The organism is Aeromonas sp. 600886, assembly GCF_049174935.1.
In the GTDB taxonomy this organism is placed as follows: domain Bacteria; phylum Pseudomonadota; class Gammaproteobacteria; order Enterobacterales; family Aeromonadaceae; genus Aeromonas; species Aeromonas veronii_A.
Window position 1 is genome coordinate 217,081 of record NZ_JAAKUB010000001.1, and the last position, 20,509, is coordinate 237,589.

A 20,509-nucleotide genomic window follows, 5' to 3' on the forward strand; every position below is an offset into this window, starting at 1 on the left:
ATGACCCCTTATTTCAGCGGAGAGTTTTTGCGATCGATGCCGTAGCGCTCGATCTCCTTGTAGGAGACCACGGTGGATTTGCCCTTCTTGGGGTCGACCAGGGTGACCCGGTCGGTACAGGAGTAGCAGGGATCCAGACTGCCGATGATGAGCGGTGCATCCGCCACGGTATTGCCGCGCAGCATGTAGCGCAGGGCGGGCCAGTTAGCGTAGGTGGCGGCGCGGCAGCGCCAGCGGAACAGCTTCTGGTTATCCCCGGTCATGCTCCAGTGGACGTTCTCGCCGCGGGGAGCTTCGGTAAAGCCCAGCGCAAACTTGCCCGGCTGGTAGGTGAACCCTTCGGTCAAAAGCGGCCCTTCCGGCAGATGCTCAAGACCAAACTCAATCATGTCGAGGGAGTCGTAGAGCTCGTGGATGCGCACCAGCACCCGGGATTGCACGTCGCAACCCGCCTTGGTCTGGATCTCCATCGGCAGCTCGCGGTAACCGGCAAAATCGTGAACCCGACGCACGTCGCGCTTGAAGCCGCTCGCCCGCACCATGGGGCCGACGCAGCTGAAATCGCGGGCAATTTGCGGGTCGAGCTTGCCGATACCGATGAGGCGGGAGGAGATGTTGGCGGTATCCAGCAGCATGGCCACCAGGGGTTTGAGCTCATCACGCAGCTCACGCACCAGCTGGGCACCCTTGATGCGATCTTCCTTGAAGATGTCGCGGCGCACCCCGCCAATCAGGTTGAGGCCATAGGTCTTGCGCGCGCCGGTCAGCAGCTCGGCCAGGGTCATGGATTTCTCCCGCACCCGGAAGAACTGCATGAAGCCGGTGTCGAAACCGGTGAAGTGGCTCGACAGGCCGATGTTGAGGATATGGCTGTGCAGGCGCTCCACCTCCAGCAGCACGGCGCGGATCATCTTGGCCCGCTCCGGCACCGGAATGCCCATGGCGTTCTCCACCGAGGTGGTGTAGGCGACGCTGTGGGTAAAGCCGCAGATGCCGCAGACCCGGTCGGTCAGAAACGCCACTTCGTTGTAGCCCATGCGGGTTTCCGCCAGTTTTTCCATGCCGCGATGGACATAGAAGAGGCGGTAGTCGGCATCGATGATGTCTTCCCCATCGACGAACAGACGAAAGTGGCCCGGTTCATCCGAGGTGATGTGCAGCGGGCCGACCGGCACGATGCGGTTGGCATCACTGCCGAGCTCATTGACGAAGGGGTAGGTCTCGGTGTCGGTGGTGGGCATCGGGCGCTGGCGATAATCCATGGCGTCCTTGCGCAGGGGATGGATATCCTCCGGCCAGTCGTCCGGCAGTACCAGACGGCGTTCGTCCGGCAGACCGATGGCGCGCAGGCCGTACATGTCGCGGATCTCCCGCTCGCCCCACACCGCCGCCGGAATGGTCGGGGTGATGGAGGGGTACTCCTGGGTATCGGCATCCACCAGTACCTTGACGGTGATCCAGCATTTGGTGTCGCCCTCCATGGAGAAGACGTGGTAGACGGCGAAGTGGCCGTTGAGGCTGCGCTCGTCATTGGCAAAGGAGAGCGGAAGCCAGCCCCCCAGCTGATGGAAGATCAGGCTGGCGGTCTCGACCAGACTGGTGGGTTTGACGGTGATGGTGGCCTGATCGGCGGTTTGCCACTCCTCGTCGACGATGGCGTGGGGCAGTTGTGCTCGCACCTGCTGGATGTAGTCGCAGCCGATGCGATCCGAAATGGCGATGGTCATGCAGTTCTCACTTTAATGTTCGGGAATGAGCATTCACAAATGATGAAATTGGAAAAAGTTGCTGTGCTGGCGGGCATGGTTCAGATCCCGACCAGATAGGCGAGCAGCGCCAGCAGGGCTAGCCCCAACCCGTAGCGGGTGAGCTTGTGGGTGCGCACGAACTGGGTGCGGGCCATGGCGTTTTCGATGATGCCGGCCAGCAAAAAGGCCACCAGCAGCTTGCAGGCGAGGATCAGCGCCGCACCGATGAGTGCAGGCAGACTCCAGTTGGCCGCCTTGCCGAAGGGCAGGAAAATCACCAGAAAGAGCTGCACCACCACCAGTTGCTTGAGGCCGATGGAGAGCTTGAGCAGGGCCAGGCCCGCACCGGAATACTCGGTGAGCGGCCCTTCTTGCAGCTCCTGCTCGGCTTCGGCGCAGTCAAAGGGCAGCTTGCCCATCTCGACAAACACCGCGAAGGCGCAGGCGGCACCCGCCAAGAGGGTAGCGATGGGGGCGGCCAGTGGCTGGGTCGCTACATAGCTGCTGATATTGCCCAGATCCGAGCTGCCCACCATCATCGCCATGATGAAGCAGGCGAGCACCAGAATGGGCTCCACCAGAATGCCGAGGGTCAGTTCGCGGCGGGCACCAATACCTGCAAACATGCTGCCGCTGTCGAGCCCCGAGAGGGAGAAGAAGAAGCGGAAGATGGCGAACAGATAGATATCGGTGATGAGATCCCCGGCGATGGGGAAGGGAGACTCGTGAGTCAGGGTCGGCAGCGCCATCCCCACCAGCAAGAGGGCGGCGATGAGCAGCGCAGGCATCAGGTTGAAGATGATGCCGGCAGGCTCGGGGGTTACCTCCTGACGGCGCAGGAGCTTGGCGATATCCCGGTAATCCTGCAGCAGGCCCGGCCCCTGACGGGAGTGCATCTTGGCCCGCAGCACCCGGTTGAAACCGGTGGCGAGCGGCGCCAGCGCCAGCATGGCGATGGCCTGGGTCAGGGCGAGGGCAACCATGCCCCAGCTCGGCATTTCAAGAACAGGCATATCAGACTCCTACAGCCATCAGGATAAAGAGCGCCAGCACAATGCCGTGCAGCAGCCAGCCGGTCGTCCCGCTGGTATCGCTCACCCCGTGCAGGGCGCTGGCCAGATCGAGCTGCGGCTGCTTGCGATAGAGCGGCGCGCAGAGTTGGCGCAAGGTGTGGGTGACACCGCCGGAGGTAAGGCTCATGCGCTCCTCATAGGCGTAACCACAGGCCCACGGGGTGCCAGCGTGACGACGACCCAGCTTGGGCCCCTTGAAGATGGCCAGTACCAGCAACGGGATGAGGAACAGACCCAGCAGGATGATGGCGATAACGGGCGGGGAGAGGATCGCCTGGCTGCTATCGAGTGGCAGCAGGGTGGCGCCGGTGGCGACACTCATTTGGCTGGCAACCAAGGCTTGGCCATAGCTGGCAATATGGGGGGCAATCCAGGGGGCGCCCAGACCCAGCACCAGACAGACCGCGGCCAGCAGCAGGGTGCCTGCCACCATGGCGCCCGGCACTTCGCGGGCGTGGCTCGCGTGTTCGCTGCGCGGGGCGCCGCAGAAGCAGATGCCATACACCTTGACGAAACACATCACCGCCATGGCGCCGGTCACCGCCAGCATCACTACCGCGAGCGGCGCGACGAGCGAGGTACCGAGTTTGGTCATGGAAAGGAGCGACTGATAGATAAACCATTCGCTGACAAAGCCGTTGAGCGGCGGCAGCGCCGAGATGGCCATGGCACCGATGAGGAACGCCAGCGCAGTCCAGGGCATCAGCTTGGCAAGACCACCCATCTTGTCCATATCCCGGGTGTGCAGGCGGAACATCACCGAGCCGGTGCCCATAAAGAGCAGGCTCTTGAAGATGGCGTGGTTGAGCAGGTGATAGAGGGCGCCGAGCAGCCCCAGCACCACCAGCGCCGGCTGCTGGTTGGCGATGCCGATCATGCCGATCCCCATCCCCATCAGGATGATGCCGATGTTCTCCACCGTGTGGTAGGCGAGCAGCCGCTTGAGGTCATGCTCGGCCAGCGCAAACAGCACCCCGAGCACCGCCGAGCAGGCACCGAAGATCAGCACCATATAGCCCCACCAGAGCTGGCTGGCGCCGAGAAAATCGATGCTGACCCGCAAGATGCCAAAGAGACCCAGCTTCACCATGACGCCGGACATCAGCGCCGAGATATGGGACGGCGCAACGGGCTCGGCCACCGGCAGCCAGCCGTGCAGCGGCACGAAACCGGCGCGCAGGCCAAAGCCGCAGAAGCTGAGCAGGAACACCAGAGAGGCCAATCCGCCCGCCAGATGGTGCTCGCGCAGCACGGCGAACTCCAGCGAGCCGCTTTCGCGGCAGAGCAGCCAGAAGGCGATCAGCACCAGCACCATGCCGATATGGTTCATCACCAAGTAGAGACGGCTCTGTTTGGCAGCATCCGGATTGGTCTTGACCAGCCAGTAGGTGGTGAGGGTCACCAGCTCGTAGCAGAGCAAGAAACCGAGTGCGTTGTCGGCCAGCACCATGCCCACCATGGCAAAGAGGAAGAGGTTCATCAGCGCGCCGATGGCCACATCCCCCTTGCCCTGATATTCGCGGATATAGGCAAAGGAGTAGAGGGCGACGGCGACGCCGACGGTGCTAATCACCAGCAGCATCAGTGCGGCCAGCATGTCGAGGTGCACCGAGCCAAGCAGCCAGAGCTGGCCGTCGACGGGGGCGCCTTGGGCAAAGATCTGGATGGCGGCGACCAGACCCGCGAGCGAACCCAGCAGGGCAAAGCCGCTGTTGAGACGGTTGGCCAGTGCGGGCAGCTTTTGCAGGAGCAAACCGGCGGCAGCGCCCAGCAAAAAGAGCAGGAGTGTGGCCATTACAAGGGGGGACAACATCAGCGAGCTCCCTCTGTGGTGGATAAATCGGATGCAGGGAGCGCCGTGGCAGGCGCCGAGAAGGCGGAGGCCCCTTGCGGGTTGGTGTCGGCCGCTTGCTGGCGACGGATACGGGCGGCGCGTTCGGTGTCGCCGTCATTGACCAGCTTCAGTGCCTGGGAGGGGCAGGCACCGACACAAGCCGGGCCATCGGCGCGAAACTCGCACAGGTCGCACTTGACCGCGATGCTGCGCACTCCCGGCTCCCAGCTCAGCAGATCCTCGCCAAAGCAGCGCAGGCCGGCAGAGGTGGAGGGGTTGCTGGAGCGGATGGAGCAGGGGATATAGGTGTCGTAACTGGTGGCCACGGCCACCGGACGGCTGCCGCCGCTCTGGATGGCGCCAAAGGGGCAGGCCACGGCGCAGAGATTGCAGCCGATGCAGAGCGACTCGTTGAGTTGCACGCAATCGCCGGTCTGGCGAATTGCCTCGACCGGGCACACCTTGATGCAGGGGGCATCGTCACAGTGACGGCACTGAACCGGCATGGTCGCCTGCTCGTGTCGCATAACGGTTAAACGGGGGGCTTGCTGCAAACCTTGCGCCTTGTGTACCTCGCTGCAGGCCGCCATACAGGTGCCACAGCCGATACAAAGCTTGGGGTCAGCGATAACGAAGCGGTTCATAGCCTACCTTGTCGTGTCGCGAACGGAGAAAGTAGGGGCAGGTTGGCAAGATACGGGCCAGATTGGTTTTTGCTGTGGAATTGGCTTTAAGTGTTTGTTTTTTTAAATAAATAAAAACCTTGAGGTGGTCGAGTTGAAGCGCTCATGTGGCTGTCGAACTGTGACGTTCGTCACTTGTGACGAAGCCATCGGGAGGGTTCGTCACCATGGAAAACGCAGCATAAGTAGAGTGCAAAGAACGAAGTGAATTGCACCTCTCCGACATATGTTCGCGGTGCACGGCGCTGCGCTTGTTGCACCCTACGGCGGTGGTCTGTTCGGATAGAGGTCGCCTGTTTTGAAACCGTAGGTTCGATTAGCGAAGCGTAATCGGACGCACGAGAACGCAAATATATCGGCAGCATGCCGGGAACAGGGGCAATGAACGACGTGAATAGCACCGTTTGCAGCATATGGTCGCCGTGGTTTGTTCCCTTCTCCCCTTGCGGGAGAAGGGCTGGGGATGAGGGGGCCGGTAATCGGGGTTAACGAAAAAGAAGAGGGAGGCCAATGCCTCCCTCTCTACTTGCTGACGTTTTCTATGCCATGAAGAGGCCATCAACCCGCCATCAGATATCCACCTGCGAGCCCAGCTCGATAACCCGGTTGGGCGGTATCTCGAACTGATCCGGGGCGCGCAGGGCGTTGCGCTGCAGCAGCATAAAGAGCTTGCCGCGCAGATAGAGATACCAGGGGCGGTCTTTCATGATGAGCGACTCGTGGGCCATAAAGAACGAGGTCTCCATCATCCGGCAACTGAGCCCCTCGGCGTTGCAGCGGTGGAAGATCTCCTCCACGTTCGGGGTCTCGCGCCAGCCGTAGCTTGCTACCACCCGCCAGAAGGTGGGGGAGAGCTGCTCGATGCAGACCCGGCGCACATTGTGGACGTAGGGCACATCCTCCACCCGCAGGGTGAGCAGGATGATCCGCTCGTGCAGCACCTTGTTGTGCTTGAGGTTGTGCAGCAGCGCATGGGGGATCACATTGACTACCCGCGACATATAGACCGCAGTACCGGCCACCCGGGTCGGCGGGGATTTTTCCAGCGAGGCGATCATCGGCTCAAGGGAATTGCCGTGCTCGTTAAGGCGGCGAATAAGCTGGAAACGCTCGCTCTTCCAGCTGGTCATCACGGTGAACATCACCGCCCCCAGGGTGAGCGGCAGCCAACCGCCGGAGAAGATCTTGGCGAGGTTGGCGGCAAACAGCGGCACGTCGATACAGAGCAGCGCAGCAAACAGGATGGCCACCAGATACTTGTTCCAGTGCCAGCTGTTCTTGGCCACCGAGCAGGAGAGGATGGAGGTGAGCACCATGGTGCCGGTAACCGCGATGCCGTAGGCCGCCGCCAGATTGCTGGAGTGCTCAAAGCTCATGATGACGATCACCACCGAGATATAGAGCATCCAGTTGATGACCGGAATATAGATCTGGCCGGACTCCTGCTCGGAGGTATGAACGATGCGAATGGGGGAGAGATAACCGAGGCGCACCGCCTGCCGGGTCAGCGAAAAGACCCCGGAGATCACCGCCTGCGAGGCGATCACCGTCGCCATGGTCGCCAGCAGCAGCAGCGGTACCAGCGCCCATTTCGGCGCGAGCAGGAAGAAGGGGTTGGCAATGGCGGCGGGATTGCTTAGCAGCAGCGCACCCTGACCGAAGTAGTTGAGCACCAGGGAGGGCAGCACCACGATAAACCAGGCGAGGCGAATGGGATTTTTGCCAAAGTGGCCCATATCCGCGTAGAGCGCCTCTACCCCGGTGATGGCCAGCACCACGGCGCCGAGGGCAAAGAAGGAGGTAGTCTGGTACTGGACAAAAAAGCGCACCGCCCAGATGGGGTTGAGCGCACCCAGCACCTCGGGGTTGTGGATGATGCCGCGCAGCCCCAGCACCGCCAGCGTCATAAACCAGATCAGCATGATGGGAGCAAACAGCTTGCCCACCATGGCGGTGCCATGTTTCTGGATGGCAAACAGCAGGGTCAGCACCAGCACCGAAAGGGTGACGATATAGGGGTCGAGGGCGGGGGTGAGAATGCTCAGACCCTCGATGGCCGACATCACCGACATCGCCGGGGTGATCACCACCTCGCCATAGAAGAAGCTGCCGCCAATCAGACCGAGGATGATCAGCAGCGGCGTCCAGCGGGTGGAGGCGTTGCGGGTCGCCAGCGACATCAGGGTGAGAATGCCGCCCTCGCCGGCGTTGTCGGCCCGCATCACAAAGGAGAGGTACTTGACCGACACCACCAGGATCAGCAGCCAGAAGATCAGCGAGAGAAAGCCGAGAATGGAGGCAGGCTCGACGCCGAACCCGAATTGACCTGACAGGCACTCGCGCAAGGTATAGAGCGGGCTGGTGCCGATATCGCCATAGACTACGCCAATCGCCGCCAGCATGACGCCGGACATGGCTTGTTGTTTATCACAGTTCATGAGTTCATCTTGTCAGTTTGATGTTTACACGTTTGCCACAGCAGATCGCCCCGAACACATCAGGTATGTGTGGATACAACATCGGGGGGAAATCAAAGGATTGCGATGGGAAGGGAGCTAATCGGATATAAAGATGCGTTTCATGGGACACAGTCTGTTCATCTGTCGTTAAGCTTATAATGACACACACTCTGCGGGTTCATGCTCAGGTATAAATAATCAAAACGCCCTTTTGAGTAAGGTTATTAATTGGCCGTTGATTGAAATATTCATGCGCTCTGCGGGCAACCGTTTGTTTTATCTGGGGAAGTGGTTTGGCCACTATTTTTTACCGAAGCGAGCGAAAAATAGACGATAAAATAGTGACTAATTAATTGCGGGCAGGATGGCAAAGAGGAAGGGCTTGGGTAGCAATGGAGTCTTTATTTGGGGGGGGTAGGGTGCAATGAACGAAGTGAATTGCACCAAGTAAAGAGGTAAGAGGTGCAATGCGCTGCGCTTATTGCACCCTACGGTGATTATTACTCTCCATGATAGTGCTTCAATAAAAAGTAGCGGTCAGGACTATTTTTAACGCCGCTCACTTTACCGACTATTTTAAATCCCATTTTTTCATAAAATTTGGGTGCCTGAAATGAGAGAGTGTCGACTTGAGCTGCAATACATCCCCGTTTTTGTGCCTCGCGTTCAGCAATATCCATTAATTTAATGCCGAGCCCCTGTCCTCGCTTGTCATTGTGTACCCAAAGCACCTCGATCAACAGTTGATGATAAATAGTACGTCCGGCAATGCCACCGACAACTTCGTCATTATCATCATGAATGGCAACAATTAAAGGTTGGGAGCGTTCCTCACCCATTTTATCAAAGTTAAATTGTCTAAGGTTATCAACAAGTAGATTGAAGATGTCATCTTTATGTTCATTATGGATTTTTATATTCATCAAATCTTACTCCATTAAAATTTAATCGTAGGGTGCAATGAACGAAGTGAATTGCACCAAATATTAAAAGAGGCAAGAGGTGCAATGCGCCGCGCTTATTACACCCTACGGCACTTGGTAGATTTTATCGATTGCCGTTATATGCTACATCTGATTTATCTATGCCAATATCTCGTCTCATTGCATTTGTTAAACATAATGCCTTTGCTCTAATTTCCTCCCAACTTGTTGTTTCTCCATCAAAGATGATAGCCAACAATTGATCTATAAATGCATCATTAGCATCCATGACTTCTTGTGGTGCGATCATTGCAAGATAGCCATATATTTTTAGTCTTTCTGTTTCAAAACTTTCTTTTTCTTCAGGGGATAATTCTCTTTTATGTCGCAATACAATCATCTCAACCTTGGCAAGCATTATTGCTACGAGATCAATAGTGGCTCTATAAATAACCAACTTATCACTATGTTCTCTAAGGTGAGTTTGTTTATAAATTTCCAAACCATTATTTAATTCTGCCAAATGAAGCTGGTTTTCTTTTTGTAGCTGGACTCTTAGGCGCTCTAATTTTTGTTCATGATTGGCCTTTTCTGTCGCCATAAGACGTTCGGCCCATATTTTCCCCAAATAATTCGACAGGCCAAGAATAATTGCCCCACTACCACCCAAAGATGCAATAATGGTTGCACCAATTGATAAGTATTCACTCATATCAACAATTCCTATCTAATCAATAATGATTTCTATTATTTACATTCAATATCTACAAGTCACCATATGTTTTTACTAAAGGATTTATAAATTGTGCTCTTTTTTGTACAGGAATGGCAAGGTAACGGCAAAGGCAATTGAATCATCTCCAGAAACTTTTTTACCGTTGTAGCTGGCGACATAGCGTTTTAGGAAAATATATGCTTCTTCATTATATGGGTCGCTATCATCCTGTTTGTGAGTTTTTAATAAATTTTCTGCATACTCAACAGCGTTAAATGTGTTCCTTTTACCGGTGGTTATTGACAAAAGATAGCCATTTATAATTTTATCCATATAGTAATTAAGTTTGTTTATGACCGCAATTGTTCTTGCTTCACCTAACTTAGAGTTAACGGTTTTTAACTCGCTCTCTTTTTCTCTTATCAATAAGCTAAGTTTAGATTCTTGAACTTTCAGCGAAGCAATCGATTTTTGATGCTCGATAATCTTACCGTTTAAGTTTTTTATTTGGTCGGTTAATTCATTTTTTTTAGAGACAAGAGATTGATTTTCAATTTTTGCTTGTTGTAACTCTTTTTCTTTCTCAAATACAGGGTGAATAGTGCTGAAATATGCCCAGACACCAAAGCCTAAACTTAGGATTGTTGATATCTTAACCATGTGTTCCAGAAAACCATCGTCCTGCTTATACAGTTTCACCGATTATCTCCATATTTAAATATGTCAGGTTCAAAGATTATTTATATGGCTAGGGAGTCTATTTTATCCTCACTTACTTCCTAGATGTCAGAGGTTCATTTTTCTTTTAATCTGTTCTATTTATTTCCTATCTTCATGAAAACGACCCCAACGGAGCTGGTTGCCAACTGGCACATATTAACCGGAGGGATAGAAAACTGAAGGGGCAGGGGCCCAAAACCGGCTCTGGCTCAACAAATCAGTCAATAAGCGGCCTATTTCTGTTCGGTTTGACTTGATGATAGCTTGCCAGCTCGATAGCAAAACCAAACAACTTACCACCGCTGCAAGCGGCTTTGGCGTGCTGTACAGCCCATTTTTGGCCCTTGGTATGGTTTTTCTCCCCGGTTTTCCTTCCTCCGCTTGCCCGGTTTGGGACGGCCGTTCCTGGCTGCCAACTCCTTCGAACGGCTTCGTTATATGGCCGGGGAAGGGGATGGTCAGCCGGTGTCGAGCTCGTCACTTTTGTCGTGTCGATCACACTTCCCATCCCGTCGTCACCCTCGTCAGTAGTGGTAAACAGCAAGCTGTTCTTGCTGATTACTCCTTTATTTTCAGATGGTTGTGAATTTTTATCGCACCCTTGGCCCGTTTTGGTCTGATAAATGCTTTGTGGGGGGCTGGCCGCCTCTTTGCCTGTCGGCGGGCGGCCCGGTGTAACGAACCATTTAGGATCCCTCTCTATGAACAGCTTCGTGATTGCAGATCCCAGTCTCTGTATTGGGTGTCGTACCTGTGAGGTGGCCTGCGCCGTTTCACACCAGTCAGGGTCTTGCAGCGGGACCCTTGAGCGGGAGGGCGGCCTGCATCTTGCCATCGAGGATGGACATCTGGTCTCCAAGGACAGCTACTTTCAGCCGCGCCTGAAGGTGATCGTGGGCAGCAAGGTGACCACGCCGGTGCTCTGCCGCCAGTGTGAAGACAAGCCGTGCGCCATGGCCTGCCCGAACAATGCCATCGTCAGCGAGGATGGTTGCGTCAAGGTGTTGCAGGAGCGCTGCATCGGCTGCAAGTCCTGCGTGGTGGCCTGTCCTTACGGCGCCATGGCGGTGGTGCTCAAAGAGGTGGCACCCGCTGCCGATTCGCTCTTCAAGCGTCCGCAGACCAAGGCGCAGGCGCTCAAGTGCGATCTCTGCCGTCACCGCGAGGCGGGCCCGGCCTGTGTCGAGGTGTGTCCGACCCAGGCGCTGCGGCTGGTCACGCCGGAGCATCTTGAAAACCTGAACCGGCAGAAGCAGCTGGCCAGTGCCGAGGCACTGCTGGCGATGCCGGCGCGGGTGTGAGCGGGCTTGCCGAGCCGTTTTTCGTTAACAAACAAGAGTGTGAGTCATGAAAAAAGTCATTACCGTGTGCCCCTATTGCGGCACCGGTTGCAAAATCAACCTGCTGGTTGAAAACGACAAGGTGGTGGGGGCCGAAGGCGCCAACGGCCGGACCAACGAGGGGCAGCTCTGCCTCAAGGGCTATTACGGTTGGGATTTTTTGAACGATACCAACCTGCTGACCCCCCGTCTCAAGAGCCCGATGATCCGCCGCGAGCGCGGTGGCAAGTTCGAGGCCGTCTCCTGGGACGAAGCGATCGAGTTCGCCAGCAGCCGTCTCTCTGCCATCAAGGCGAAATATGGCCCGGACGCCATCATGACCACCGGCTCTGCCCGTGGCCCGGGCAATGAAGCCAACTATGTGATGCAGAAATTTGCCCGTGCGGTGATTGGGACGAACAACGTCGACCACTGCGCGAGGGTGTGACACGCACCCTCAGTCTCCGGTCTGGAGACAACTGTAGGCAACGGCGCCATGAGCAACGCCATTCCCGAAATTCAAGAGACCAAGTGCCTGCTGGTGTTTGGTTACAACGCTGCTGACTCTCACCCCATCGTCGCTCGCCATATCCTCAAGGCGAAGGCAAACGGGGCCAAGGTGATTGTGTGTGATCCACGTATGGTGGAGACCGCCCGCATCGCCGATCAGTGGCTGCCGCTCAAAAACGGTTCCAACATGGCGCTGGTTAACGCCTTCGCCAACGTGTTGATTAATGAAGGGCTCTACAACAAGGCCTTTGTCGCCAACTACACCGAAGGGTTCGAGACCTTCAAGGCGACGGTGGCCAAGTACACCCCGGAATATGTGGAGGGGATCACCGGCCTCAAAGCCGCCGATATCCGCGCCGCCATTCGCACCTATGCCGAGTCGCCAGCTTCCATGATCCTGTGGGGCATGGGGGTGACCCAGTACGGTCAGGCGGTGGACGTGGTCAAGGGGCTGGCGGGTCTGGCGCTGCTGACCGGCAACTTCGGTCGCCGCGGCACCGGTTGCGGGCCGGTACGTGGTCAGAACAACGTGCAGGGCACCTGTGATATGGGGATGCTGCCGCATCAGTTCCCGGGTTATCAGTCGGTGGCCGATACCGCCATCAGCGCCAAGTTCGCCAAGGCGTGGGGCGTGGAGTCGCTCTCCCAGAAACCCGGCTATCGCCTGACCGAGCTTGGCCACAAGGTGGAGGAGGGCAAGTGCAAGGCCTTCTACATCTTTGGTGAAGATCCGGCCCAGACCGAGGCTGACTTGGGTCAGTTCCGCCGCACTCTGGCGGGGATGGAGCTGGTGATCGTGCAGGATATCTTCATGACCCAGACCGCCGAGATGGCCGACGTCATTCTGCCCGCCACCAGTTGGGGCGAGCATGAAGGGGTCTACAGCTCGGCGGATCGCGGCTTCCAGCGCTTCTACAAGGCGGTGACGCCCCCTGAGAACGTGAAGCCGGACTGGGCCATCTTCTCGTTGATGGCGACCGCCATGGGTTATCCCATGGAGTACCACAACACCGAAGAGATCTGGGACGAGATGCGTGCGCTCTGCCCGCTCTACGCCGGGGTCAGCTACGACAAGATGGCCGATCTCAAGAGCGTGCAGTGGCCCTGTCCGACCGAGGATCACCCGGGCACCAGCACCCTGTTCGAGGGGAACGTGTTCACCACCCCGAGCGGCAAGGGTCAGCTGATCGCCTCCGAGTGGCGGCCGCCGCTGGAGCAGCCCTGTGCCGAGTACCCGCTGGTGCTCTCCACCGTGCGCGAGGTGGGTCACTACTCCTGCCGCTCCATGACCGGCAACTGCTCGGCGCTGCAGACCCTGGCCGATGAGCCGGGCTATGTGCAGATCCACCCGAGCGATGCCAAAAAGCTCGGGGTGAAGGATCAGGCGCTGGTCTGGATCTCGTCGCGCCGTGGCAAGGTGATCACTCGTGCCAACTACAACGACCGGGTCAACGCCGGGGTGGTCTACATGACCTACCAGTGGTGGATCGGGGCCTGCAACGAGCTCACCATCGAGCACGTCGATCCCGTCTCCCACACGCCGGAGTACAAGTACTGCGCGGTGAAGATCGAGCGCATTGACAATCAGCCTGAGGCGGAAGTGTACGTCCAGACTGAATACAGCGCGCTCAAGGCGAAATTGCGCAGCGCAGCCAAAGGCTGACCCGCCCTAAAAAAGGACGTTCTGCACAAATAAGGGAACCCGACTCGGATTTATCGAGTCGGGCACCCTTTTATTACCCAAAAACAGGGGATAAATGATGCAACATGAAATTGGTCGCTTATTCGGACTTTTCTATATTGGCACCTATCTGGTGGCGATATTGCTGGGAATAGGTTGCTATATTTGGCGCGACGAGATGATATTTCTGCTCGGCTTCGGTTTTTTCGGCTGTTTTATGGCTGCACGGCTCGCCATGGGCAGCGTATTTTCCGCCTTGAGTATTTCCAGTGCCTGGCTGATCGGGTTTATCTCCACCACCTTGATCAACTGCCTGCTGCTGGGGGTGATCACCCTGCTGGTCTACCTCACTCACCAGTGCGTCTCGGTTGAGCTTGCCGACAACGCCAGCTGGCTGCTGCTCGCCTTTCAGGGCTTCTCCGCGCTCTTTATTCTGGGCGGTTTGAAGTGCTGCCACACCCGCCTTGTCACCTCGTGAGTGGCCACCGGCTCGTGTTTCGAATGATGCCTTTATTGCACAGCAAAGGGGAGGCAACAGCGAGATCTGACAGTTGACAATGGCCCCTTGTGCGGCCACCAATCCATTATTCAATCCGCGATGTAATTATTGCCTGAATATGGCAACCAGATATATTAAATCGGATTGTAATGAAATTTGAGCTCATCTATGATGAGTCGCCATTCCAATAATAATCACCCGATGACAATGTTATTTTTTGTTATCGTTCGTTAATAACAACGGTGGAATTGCAACATGCGACAAGTGTCGTCACCGCCTTCCTTTTGGCAGCGTGGATAGTGCGCTGCGGCTATTAATTCTGGTGAAACGCTTGTGTCGCGATGCGATGGCATGGACAGCCTGACTGGTGACTGAAATTGATATAACGTGAGGCCGCAATGCTTACTGTGAGTGCCATCCCCCTGGACGAGATCTCTCCCATCTGGGACGACGGTTTCCTCCTGCTCTCCAAATCCCTCCTGTCGGCCGTGACGCTCGATGACTTTATCCACAAACTCAACAAGATTGATGCCGGCTTTGGCGGCGTAACCCGGGTCAACCTGATCCTCAACCGGGGATCCGCCGACGAGGCCACTTTCTGCTACATGGGAGAGAGCGGCCCAAAGCACCTTGTCTGCCGCAAGGCAGACCTGCACGCTCCCACTGATGGCACCGAGCAGGCGATCATCCTGCCTGCCGCCCGTTTTGCCAACCGCTGCACCCCCCTCGCTGCCGAAGGGATTTATGAGGGGCTGCGCTCCTACTGCCAGCTCCCCATCACCACCGCCCGCAGCCATCTGGGTGGGGTCGAGTTCATCAATACCCGCCTCGACAGCTTCACCATGGAGACCCTGGCCAAGCTGACCCAGCTTGCCGCCATCATCGCCATTGCGCTGGAGAACGTGCAGGACAAGGAGCGCACTCTGGAGCAGGCCAACTCCCTGCGCCTTGAGCGCGACAGCTGCAAAATTCTGGTGGATGTGACCAATGCAGTGATCAAACTGGTGCGCATCGCCGAGCTGCCCAAGAGCCTGTTTGCCATTCTGCACCACCACTTTGGCATCAGCAGCCTCTGTCTGGCCGAGTACAACGCCACTTCCGACAGCTTCAAGAGCTATCTGGTCAATCAGCAGCAGAGCGAGCAGCCGGGGATCATCGATCACTCGTGTTTCGAGAAGAACTGCCTGCAGGGGGCGCTGCGTCACAGCGAGCCCTTCTTCGTTTATCGCGAGCAGGGCCACGGTTGCAGCAATCGCTGCCGCTTTACCTCCCAGATCCTGCCCCCCGAGGCCGACAGCTCCTGCATTTTGCCGCTGCGTTATCAGGGCAATCTGCTGGGGGTGCTGATCCTCTCTCACCCAGAGGCCAACTTCTTCGCCGATATCGATATCTCCCTGCTGGAGCAGGTGGCGGCGCGCACGGCCATTGCCATGAACAACGTGCAGGCGCAGCAGGAGATCTCCAACACCAACGGCGCAAAAGAGAAGACCATTCGCATCAACGAGCCGCAGATGCAGGGTGAGTTCCCCCACATCATCTACCAGAGCGCTGTGATGGCGAACGTGCTGGAGAAGGTGCGGCTGGTGGCCGAGAGCGACAGCACCGTGCTGATCCTCGGCGAGACCGGCACCGGCAAGGAGCTGATCGCCCAGGCCATTCACGCCCTGAGTGTCCGCCACGACCACGAGATGGTGAAGGTGAACTGCGCCGCCATTCCCACCGGCCTTATCGAGAGCGACTTGTTTGGCCATGAGAAGGGGGCCTTTACCGGTGCCCTGACCCAGCGGATCGGCCGTTTCGAGCGGGCCCACAAGGGCACCCTGTTCCTCGACGAAGTGGGGGATATGCCGTTGGACTTGCAGCCGAAACTCTTGCGGGTATTGCAGGAGCACGAGCTGGAGCGGGTCGGTAACAGCAACCCCATCGCGGTGGATGTGCGGCTGGTGGCCGCCACCAACTGTGATCTGCTCTCCATGGTCAAGAACAAGCGTTTCAGAAGCGATCTCTACTACCGTCTCAACGTCTTTCCCATCGAGCTGCCGCCCCTGCGTGAGCGGCGCGAGGACATTCCGCTCTTGGTCAATTTCTTTATCAAGAAGATCGCCAAGCGGATGCGTCGCACCATCACCTCGATCCCCGCCGATGCGATGAAGATGCTGGTGTCGCTCCCCTGGTACGGCAATATCCGCGAGCTGGAGAACGTCATCGAGCGCGCCGTGGTGATGACCCGCGGCCATGTGCTCAACCTCTCGCCCGATGAGCTGATGCCGCTCAAGGGTTACCACAAGATTGAGACCCTGGTCTATGACGAGCCCGCCACGCCGCTCTTTGCCGACGAGGGGCCGGCCGATGAGCGCGAGGCGATCATCGCCGCCTTGCGCGACTGCAACGGCATCGTCGCTGGCGAGCGGGGGGCGGCCAACCGCCTTGGCATGAAGCGCACCACCTTGCTTTCGAAAATGAAGCGGCTCGGCATCTCGGCCAGAGATCCCGAGATCATTGACGGGGTCGCACCATGAGAGAGCTACTTGAGCTGGAGGCGCAGAACGAACTGGCCCGCTGCGCCATCCACCGCGAGGTGGTGCACTACCGCGCCGATACCTTGACCTGCGACAGCGAAATGGAGTTGCCCTCCGAGACGCCGGTGGCGCTGGTCTACAACGGCATCGCCCACAGCGTGATGATGTGCTCGGCCTCCGATCTGGAGGATTTCGCCATCGGCTTTTCGCTATCCGAGGGGATCATCGACAGCCTGCTCGATATCCACGACATCGAGCAGATCGACGGCTGTCAGGGGATTGAGCTGCATATCACGTTGGCCAATCGCTGCGTTCATCGCCTCAAAGAGAAGCGGCGCACCATGGCGGGACGTACCGGTTGCGGCATCTGCGGCAGCGAGAGTCTGGAGCAGGTGATCCGCACCCAGCCAAGCTTGCCCGACAGTCAGCGTCTGGCGGTAGGGCATATCGACAAGGTGCTGAGCGCTCTGCGCCCGCTCCAGCTGCTGTGCCAGCGCACCGGCGCCACCCATGCGGCAGTGCATCTGGATGGTGAGGGCAACATTCTCGCCATCCGCGAGGATGTGGGACGCCATATTGCGCTGGACAAGCTGGTAGGCCATCTGTGCCGCACTGGTCGCCGTGACGGTGCCATTCTGGTGACCAGCCGCGCCAGTTTCGAGATGGTGCAAAAGTGCGCCAGCGCCGGGGTGGAGATCTTGCTCGCCATCTCCGCCGCCACCGAGCTTGCGGTCGAGCGGGCCGAGCAGACCGGGCTCACTCTGGTGGGCTTTTGCCGCCCCGGGCGGGCCGAGATCTACAGCGGTTGCCAGCGCATTCTGCTCAAGTAATGGCAAGGCCGCAAACCCGCTAAACGGGTCACGAAAACAGGCAATGAAAAAGGGCGGGGAGTGTGACTCCCCGCCCTTGTTGTTTCTGCCTCTAGCTTGCGGATTAGCGCGCCAGCAGGATACGCAGCATGCGGCGCAGCGGCTCGGCGGCGCCCCACAGCAGCTGGTCACCCACGGTAAAGGCGGCCAGATACTCAGGGCCCATATTGAGCTTGCGCAGACGGCCGACCGGAATGCTGAGGGTGCCGGTGACGGCAGCCGGAGTCAGCTCGCGGGCGGTGATGTCGCGATCGTTGGGGATCACTTTCACCCAGTCGTTGTGGGCAGCCAGCAGCGCTTCGATCTCCGCCAGCGGCACGTCCTTTTTCAGCTTGATGGTGAACGCCTGGCTGTGGCAGCGCAGGGCACCGATCCGCACGCAGAGACCATCCACCGGAATGACGGCGTTCTCGATACCCAAAATCTTGTTGGTCTCGGCCTGACCCTTCCACTCTTCACGGCTCTGGCCGTTGTCGAGCTTGGTGTCGATCCAGGGGATAAGGCCACCGGCCAGCGGCACGCCGAAGTTGTCCACCGGCAGGGTGCCGGAGCGAGTCTTCTCGGTGATCTTGCGCTCGATGTCGAGGATGGCGGAGGCGGGGTCTGCCAGCTCGACCGCCACTTCGTCACGCAGCATACCCATCTGGGTAACCAGCTCGCGCATATGGCGGGCACCGCCACCGGAGGCAGCCTGATAGGTGGCCACGCTCACCCACTCCACCAGATCGGCCTTGAACAGGCCACCGAGGGCCAGCAGCATCAGGCTGACGGTGCAGTTGCCGCCGACGAAGGTCTTGATGCCATCGTTCAGGGCCTGCTCGATGACGTCGCCGTTGACCGGATCCAGAATGATGACGGCGTCTTTCTCCATCCGCAGGGAGGAGGCGGCGTCAATCCAGTAACCCTGCCAGCCAGCGGCTTTCAGGCGCGGATAGACATCCTTGGTGTAGTCGCCGCCTTGCGCGGTGATGATGATATCCTGCTTGGCCAGCGCCTCGATATCGAAGGCGTCCTGCAGAGTACCGGCATCGACGCCGAAGTTGGGAGCGGCCTCACCGGCCTGGGAGGTGGTGAAGAATGTGGGTTGAATATGGGCGAAATCCTGCTCTTCCTGCATCCGGCTCATCAGAACCGATCCCACCATGCCACGCCAACCGACCAAACCTACTTTTTTCATATTGTCCTACCCTGGATTGCTGCTAAAGAAACTCGTGGTGACACCCGTAAACCCTTGTCTGGCGACGCCTGTTTACAAGCGGTTTACAGGCCATTTAAAAAATATGCGCTGCGAAAAATGCGTCTATCCACATTACGGATTGTGACGGCTTGCGCAAGTCGAATTGCGCAATATTCTGTGCCGTTTGCTGCATTAACCGGCAGCCAGAGCACCGCTCAGGTAGACGGGGAGGGAGAAGGTCAACATCAGACGAAAAAGCCACCGTTTTTGGCGGTGGCCTGTCAATAAAGCGGTTGAGAACGTCCTCTACTGTGGTCTGAGGGCGCAGTTGGCGAGTGAAACAGCCCGACCTGTTATGCGCTTAGCCGTAACGGGCCAGAGTGAGCCCCTCATCGCTGATGGCGGGCTCGCTGCCGCTGATCAGATCGCACAGAAGCTGACCCGAGCCGGCCGCCATGGTCCAGCCCAGGGTACCGTGGCCGGTATTGAGCCAGAGACCGGGAATGGGGCTCGGCCCCACCAGCGGGGTGCCGTCCGGCGTCATGGGGCGCAGACCGGTCCAGAATTCGGCCTTGCTGATATCGCCCCCCTCGGGGAAGAGATCGCCCACCACCATCGCCAGGGTGTCGTGGCGTCTGGGGTTGAGAGCGAGGTTGTAGCCCGACAGCTCCGCCATGCCGCCGACCCGGATCCGCTCGTCAAAACGGGTGATGGCCACCTTGTAGGTCTCGTCGAGCACGGTACTGCGCGGTGCGGCCTCGGCGTTGATCATCGGCAGGGTGAGGGAGTAGCCCTTGACCGGATAGACCGGCAGCTCCAGCCCGAGCGGGCGCAGCAGCGGCCGCAAAAAGCCGGTGGCATAGCTGCCGAGCGCACAGACGATGGCATCGGCGCGATAGCGCTGCTCGCCTGCCCGCACCGCCACGGCTCGGCCACGGGCTTGCTCAATCTCGTCGATATCGCAGTTGAAGACGAACTTGACCCCGAGCTTCTCGGCTTCAAGGGCAAGGGCCTTGGTGAAGCGGAAGCAGTCGCCGGTCTCGTCGCCGGGCAGACGCAAGCCGCCGACGATTTTGCCGCGCACCCGCGCCAGCGCAGGCTCTGCCGCTTCGCAGCCGCTGGCATCCAGCGACTGGTAGGGGACGCCATACTCCTCCAGCACCTCGATATCGCGCTGACTGGCATCGAGTTGGGATTGGCTGCGAAACAGTTGCAGGGTGCCGAGCTGGCGCCCTTCGTAATCGATGCTCAACTCGTCGCGCAGCAGCTTCATGCAGTCGCGGCTGTATTCGGCCAGACGCACCATGCGCCCCTTGTTGGTGGCATAGGCGGTCGGGGTGCAGTTGGCGAGCATTCTGAGCATCCAGCGCAGCTGGAAGGGGTCGGCGGTGGGGCGCACGGTGAAAGGAGCATGCTTTTGCAGCATCCACTTGGCGGCCTTGAGGGGGATGCCGGGGGCCGCCCAGGGGGCCGCGTAACCCGGGGATATCTGCCCGGCATTGGCATGGCTGGTTTCAAGGGCGACGCCACCTTGCCGCTCCAGCAGGGTCACCTTGTGACCCGCTTTGGCCAGATACCAGGCGCTGGTTACCCCAATCACGCCACCACCGAGAACCACTATCTCCATATCGTCTTTCCTTGACTGATCTCCTGATGTGGCCACCACCATAATCAGCCGCCACAGGATATTCAACCGCTCTGCGCAGGATTGGGATCTCCGTCTGCCTGCCAGTCACGGGGTGGTGTTTGGTGCGATGGTGAGCCTGATTGCCAGCGTAAA

15 protein-coding genes are annotated in these 20,509 nt (G+C 58.2%); 5 read left to right on the forward strand and 10 right to left on the reverse strand.

The window, feature by feature from the left end:
* Positions 1 to 8: 8 nt before the first annotated feature.
* The 8 genes from G5179_RS01015 to G5179_RS01050 all read right to left on the reverse strand — a co-directional run bounded on the left by G5179_RS01015 (position 9) and on the right by G5179_RS01050 (position 10,134).
* Positions 9 to 1,727, reverse strand: coding sequence for an NADH-quinone oxidoreductase subunit C (locus tag G5179_RS01015; protein WP_017784116.1), 1,719 nt, complete (start codon positions 1,725 to 1,727; stop codon positions 9 to 11).
* An 80-nt stretch (positions 1,728 to 1,807) separates the two neighbouring features.
* The gene (locus G5179_RS01020; RefSeq protein WP_005345231.1) at positions 1,808 to 2,761 is read right to left on the reverse strand and encodes a respiratory chain complex I subunit 1 family protein; all 954 of its coding nucleotides are present in this window, start codon (positions 2,759 to 2,761) and stop codon (positions 1,808 to 1,810) included.
* A 1-nt stretch (position 2,762) separates the two neighbouring features.
* Positions 2,763 to 4,634: a hydrogenase 4 subunit B gene (gene hyfB, locus G5179_RS01025; protein WP_421257688.1), complete on the reverse strand. Its 1,872-nt coding sequence runs from the start codon at positions 4,632 to 4,634 to the stop codon at positions 2,763 to 2,765.
* On the reverse strand, positions 4,634 to 5,299 hold the full coding sequence (locus G5179_RS01030; protein WP_043170826.1) for a 4Fe-4S dicluster domain-containing protein: 666 nt from the start codon (positions 5,297 to 5,299) through the stop codon (positions 4,634 to 4,636). Before G5179_RS01030 ends, hyfB begins: the two co-directional genes overlap by 1 nt.
* A gap of 608 nt (positions 5,300 to 5,907) precedes the next feature.
* Entirely contained in the window at positions 5,908 to 7,776 is a 1,869-nt protein-coding gene (kup, locus tag G5179_RS01035) for a low affinity potassium transporter Kup (protein WP_104014706.1), read from the reverse strand.
* 521 nt (positions 7,777 to 8,297) lie between these two features.
* Positions 8,298 to 8,720 (reverse strand): GNAT family N-acetyltransferase, encoded by a 423-nt coding sequence (locus G5179_RS01040; RefSeq protein WP_421257689.1) that lies wholly within the window; start codon positions 8,718 to 8,720, stop codon positions 8,298 to 8,300.
* 124 nt (positions 8,721 to 8,844) lie between these two features.
* Positions 8,845 to 9,432, reverse strand: coding sequence for a hypothetical protein (locus G5179_RS01045; RefSeq protein WP_208736298.1), 588 nt, complete (start codon positions 9,430 to 9,432; stop codon positions 8,845 to 8,847).
* Positions 9,433 to 9,516: 84 nt separating this feature from the next.
* The gene (locus tag G5179_RS01050) at positions 9,517 to 10,134 is read right to left on the reverse strand and encodes a hypothetical protein (protein WP_421257690.1); all 618 of its coding nucleotides are present in this window, start codon (positions 10,132 to 10,134) and stop codon (positions 9,517 to 9,519) included.
* Between the two features lie 722 nt (positions 10,135 to 10,856).
* On the opposite strand from G5179_RS01050, the gene G5179_RS01055 reads away from it, so the two are divergent.
* The 5 genes from G5179_RS01055 to fdhD all read left to right on the forward strand — a co-directional run bounded on the left by G5179_RS01055 (position 10,857) and on the right by fdhD (position 17,513).
* Complete coding sequence (locus G5179_RS01055) at positions 10,857 to 11,456, forward strand: 4Fe-4S dicluster domain-containing protein (protein WP_033112617.1); 600 nt, start codon at positions 10,857 to 10,859, stop codon at positions 11,454 to 11,456.
* A gap of 46 nt (positions 11,457 to 11,502) precedes the next feature.
* Entirely contained in the window at positions 11,503 to 13,647 is a 2,145-nt protein-coding gene (fdhF, locus tag G5179_RS01060; protein ID WP_421257691.1) for a formate dehydrogenase subunit alpha, read from the forward strand.
* A gap of 97 nt (positions 13,648 to 13,744) precedes the next feature.
* Entirely contained in the window at positions 13,745 to 14,143 is a 399-nt protein-coding gene (locus G5179_RS01065; protein WP_353888364.1) for a hypothetical protein, read from the forward strand.
* A gap of 419 nt (positions 14,144 to 14,562) precedes the next feature.
* Positions 14,563 to 16,683 carry a sigma 54-interacting transcriptional regulator gene (locus tag G5179_RS01070; RefSeq protein WP_421257692.1) on the forward strand — a complete coding sequence of 707 codons (2,121 nt, stop codon included), beginning with the start codon at positions 14,563 to 14,565 and terminating at the stop codon, positions 16,681 to 16,683.
* Positions 16,680 to 17,513: a formate dehydrogenase accessory sulfurtransferase FdhD gene (gene fdhD / locus G5179_RS01075; RefSeq protein ID WP_421257693.1), complete on the forward strand. Its 834-nt coding sequence runs from the start codon at positions 16,680 to 16,682 to the stop codon at positions 17,511 to 17,513. Before G5179_RS01070 ends, fdhD begins: the two co-directional genes overlap by 4 nt.
* Positions 17,514 to 17,616: 103 nt before the next feature.
* On the opposite strand, the gene asd is transcribed toward fdhD, so the two are convergent.
* Together asd and G5179_RS01085 are read right to left on the reverse strand one after the other, a co-directional pair.
* Complete coding sequence (asd, locus tag G5179_RS01080) at positions 17,617 to 18,729, reverse strand: aspartate-semialdehyde dehydrogenase (RefSeq protein WP_005345266.1); 1,113 nt, start codon at positions 18,727 to 18,729, stop codon at positions 17,617 to 17,619.
* Between the two features lie 361 nt (positions 18,730 to 19,090).
* Entirely contained in the window at positions 19,091 to 20,398 is a 1,308-nt protein-coding gene (locus G5179_RS01085; protein ID WP_323670612.1) for a D-amino acid dehydrogenase, read from the reverse strand.
* Positions 20,399 to 20,509: the final 111 nt, after the last annotated feature.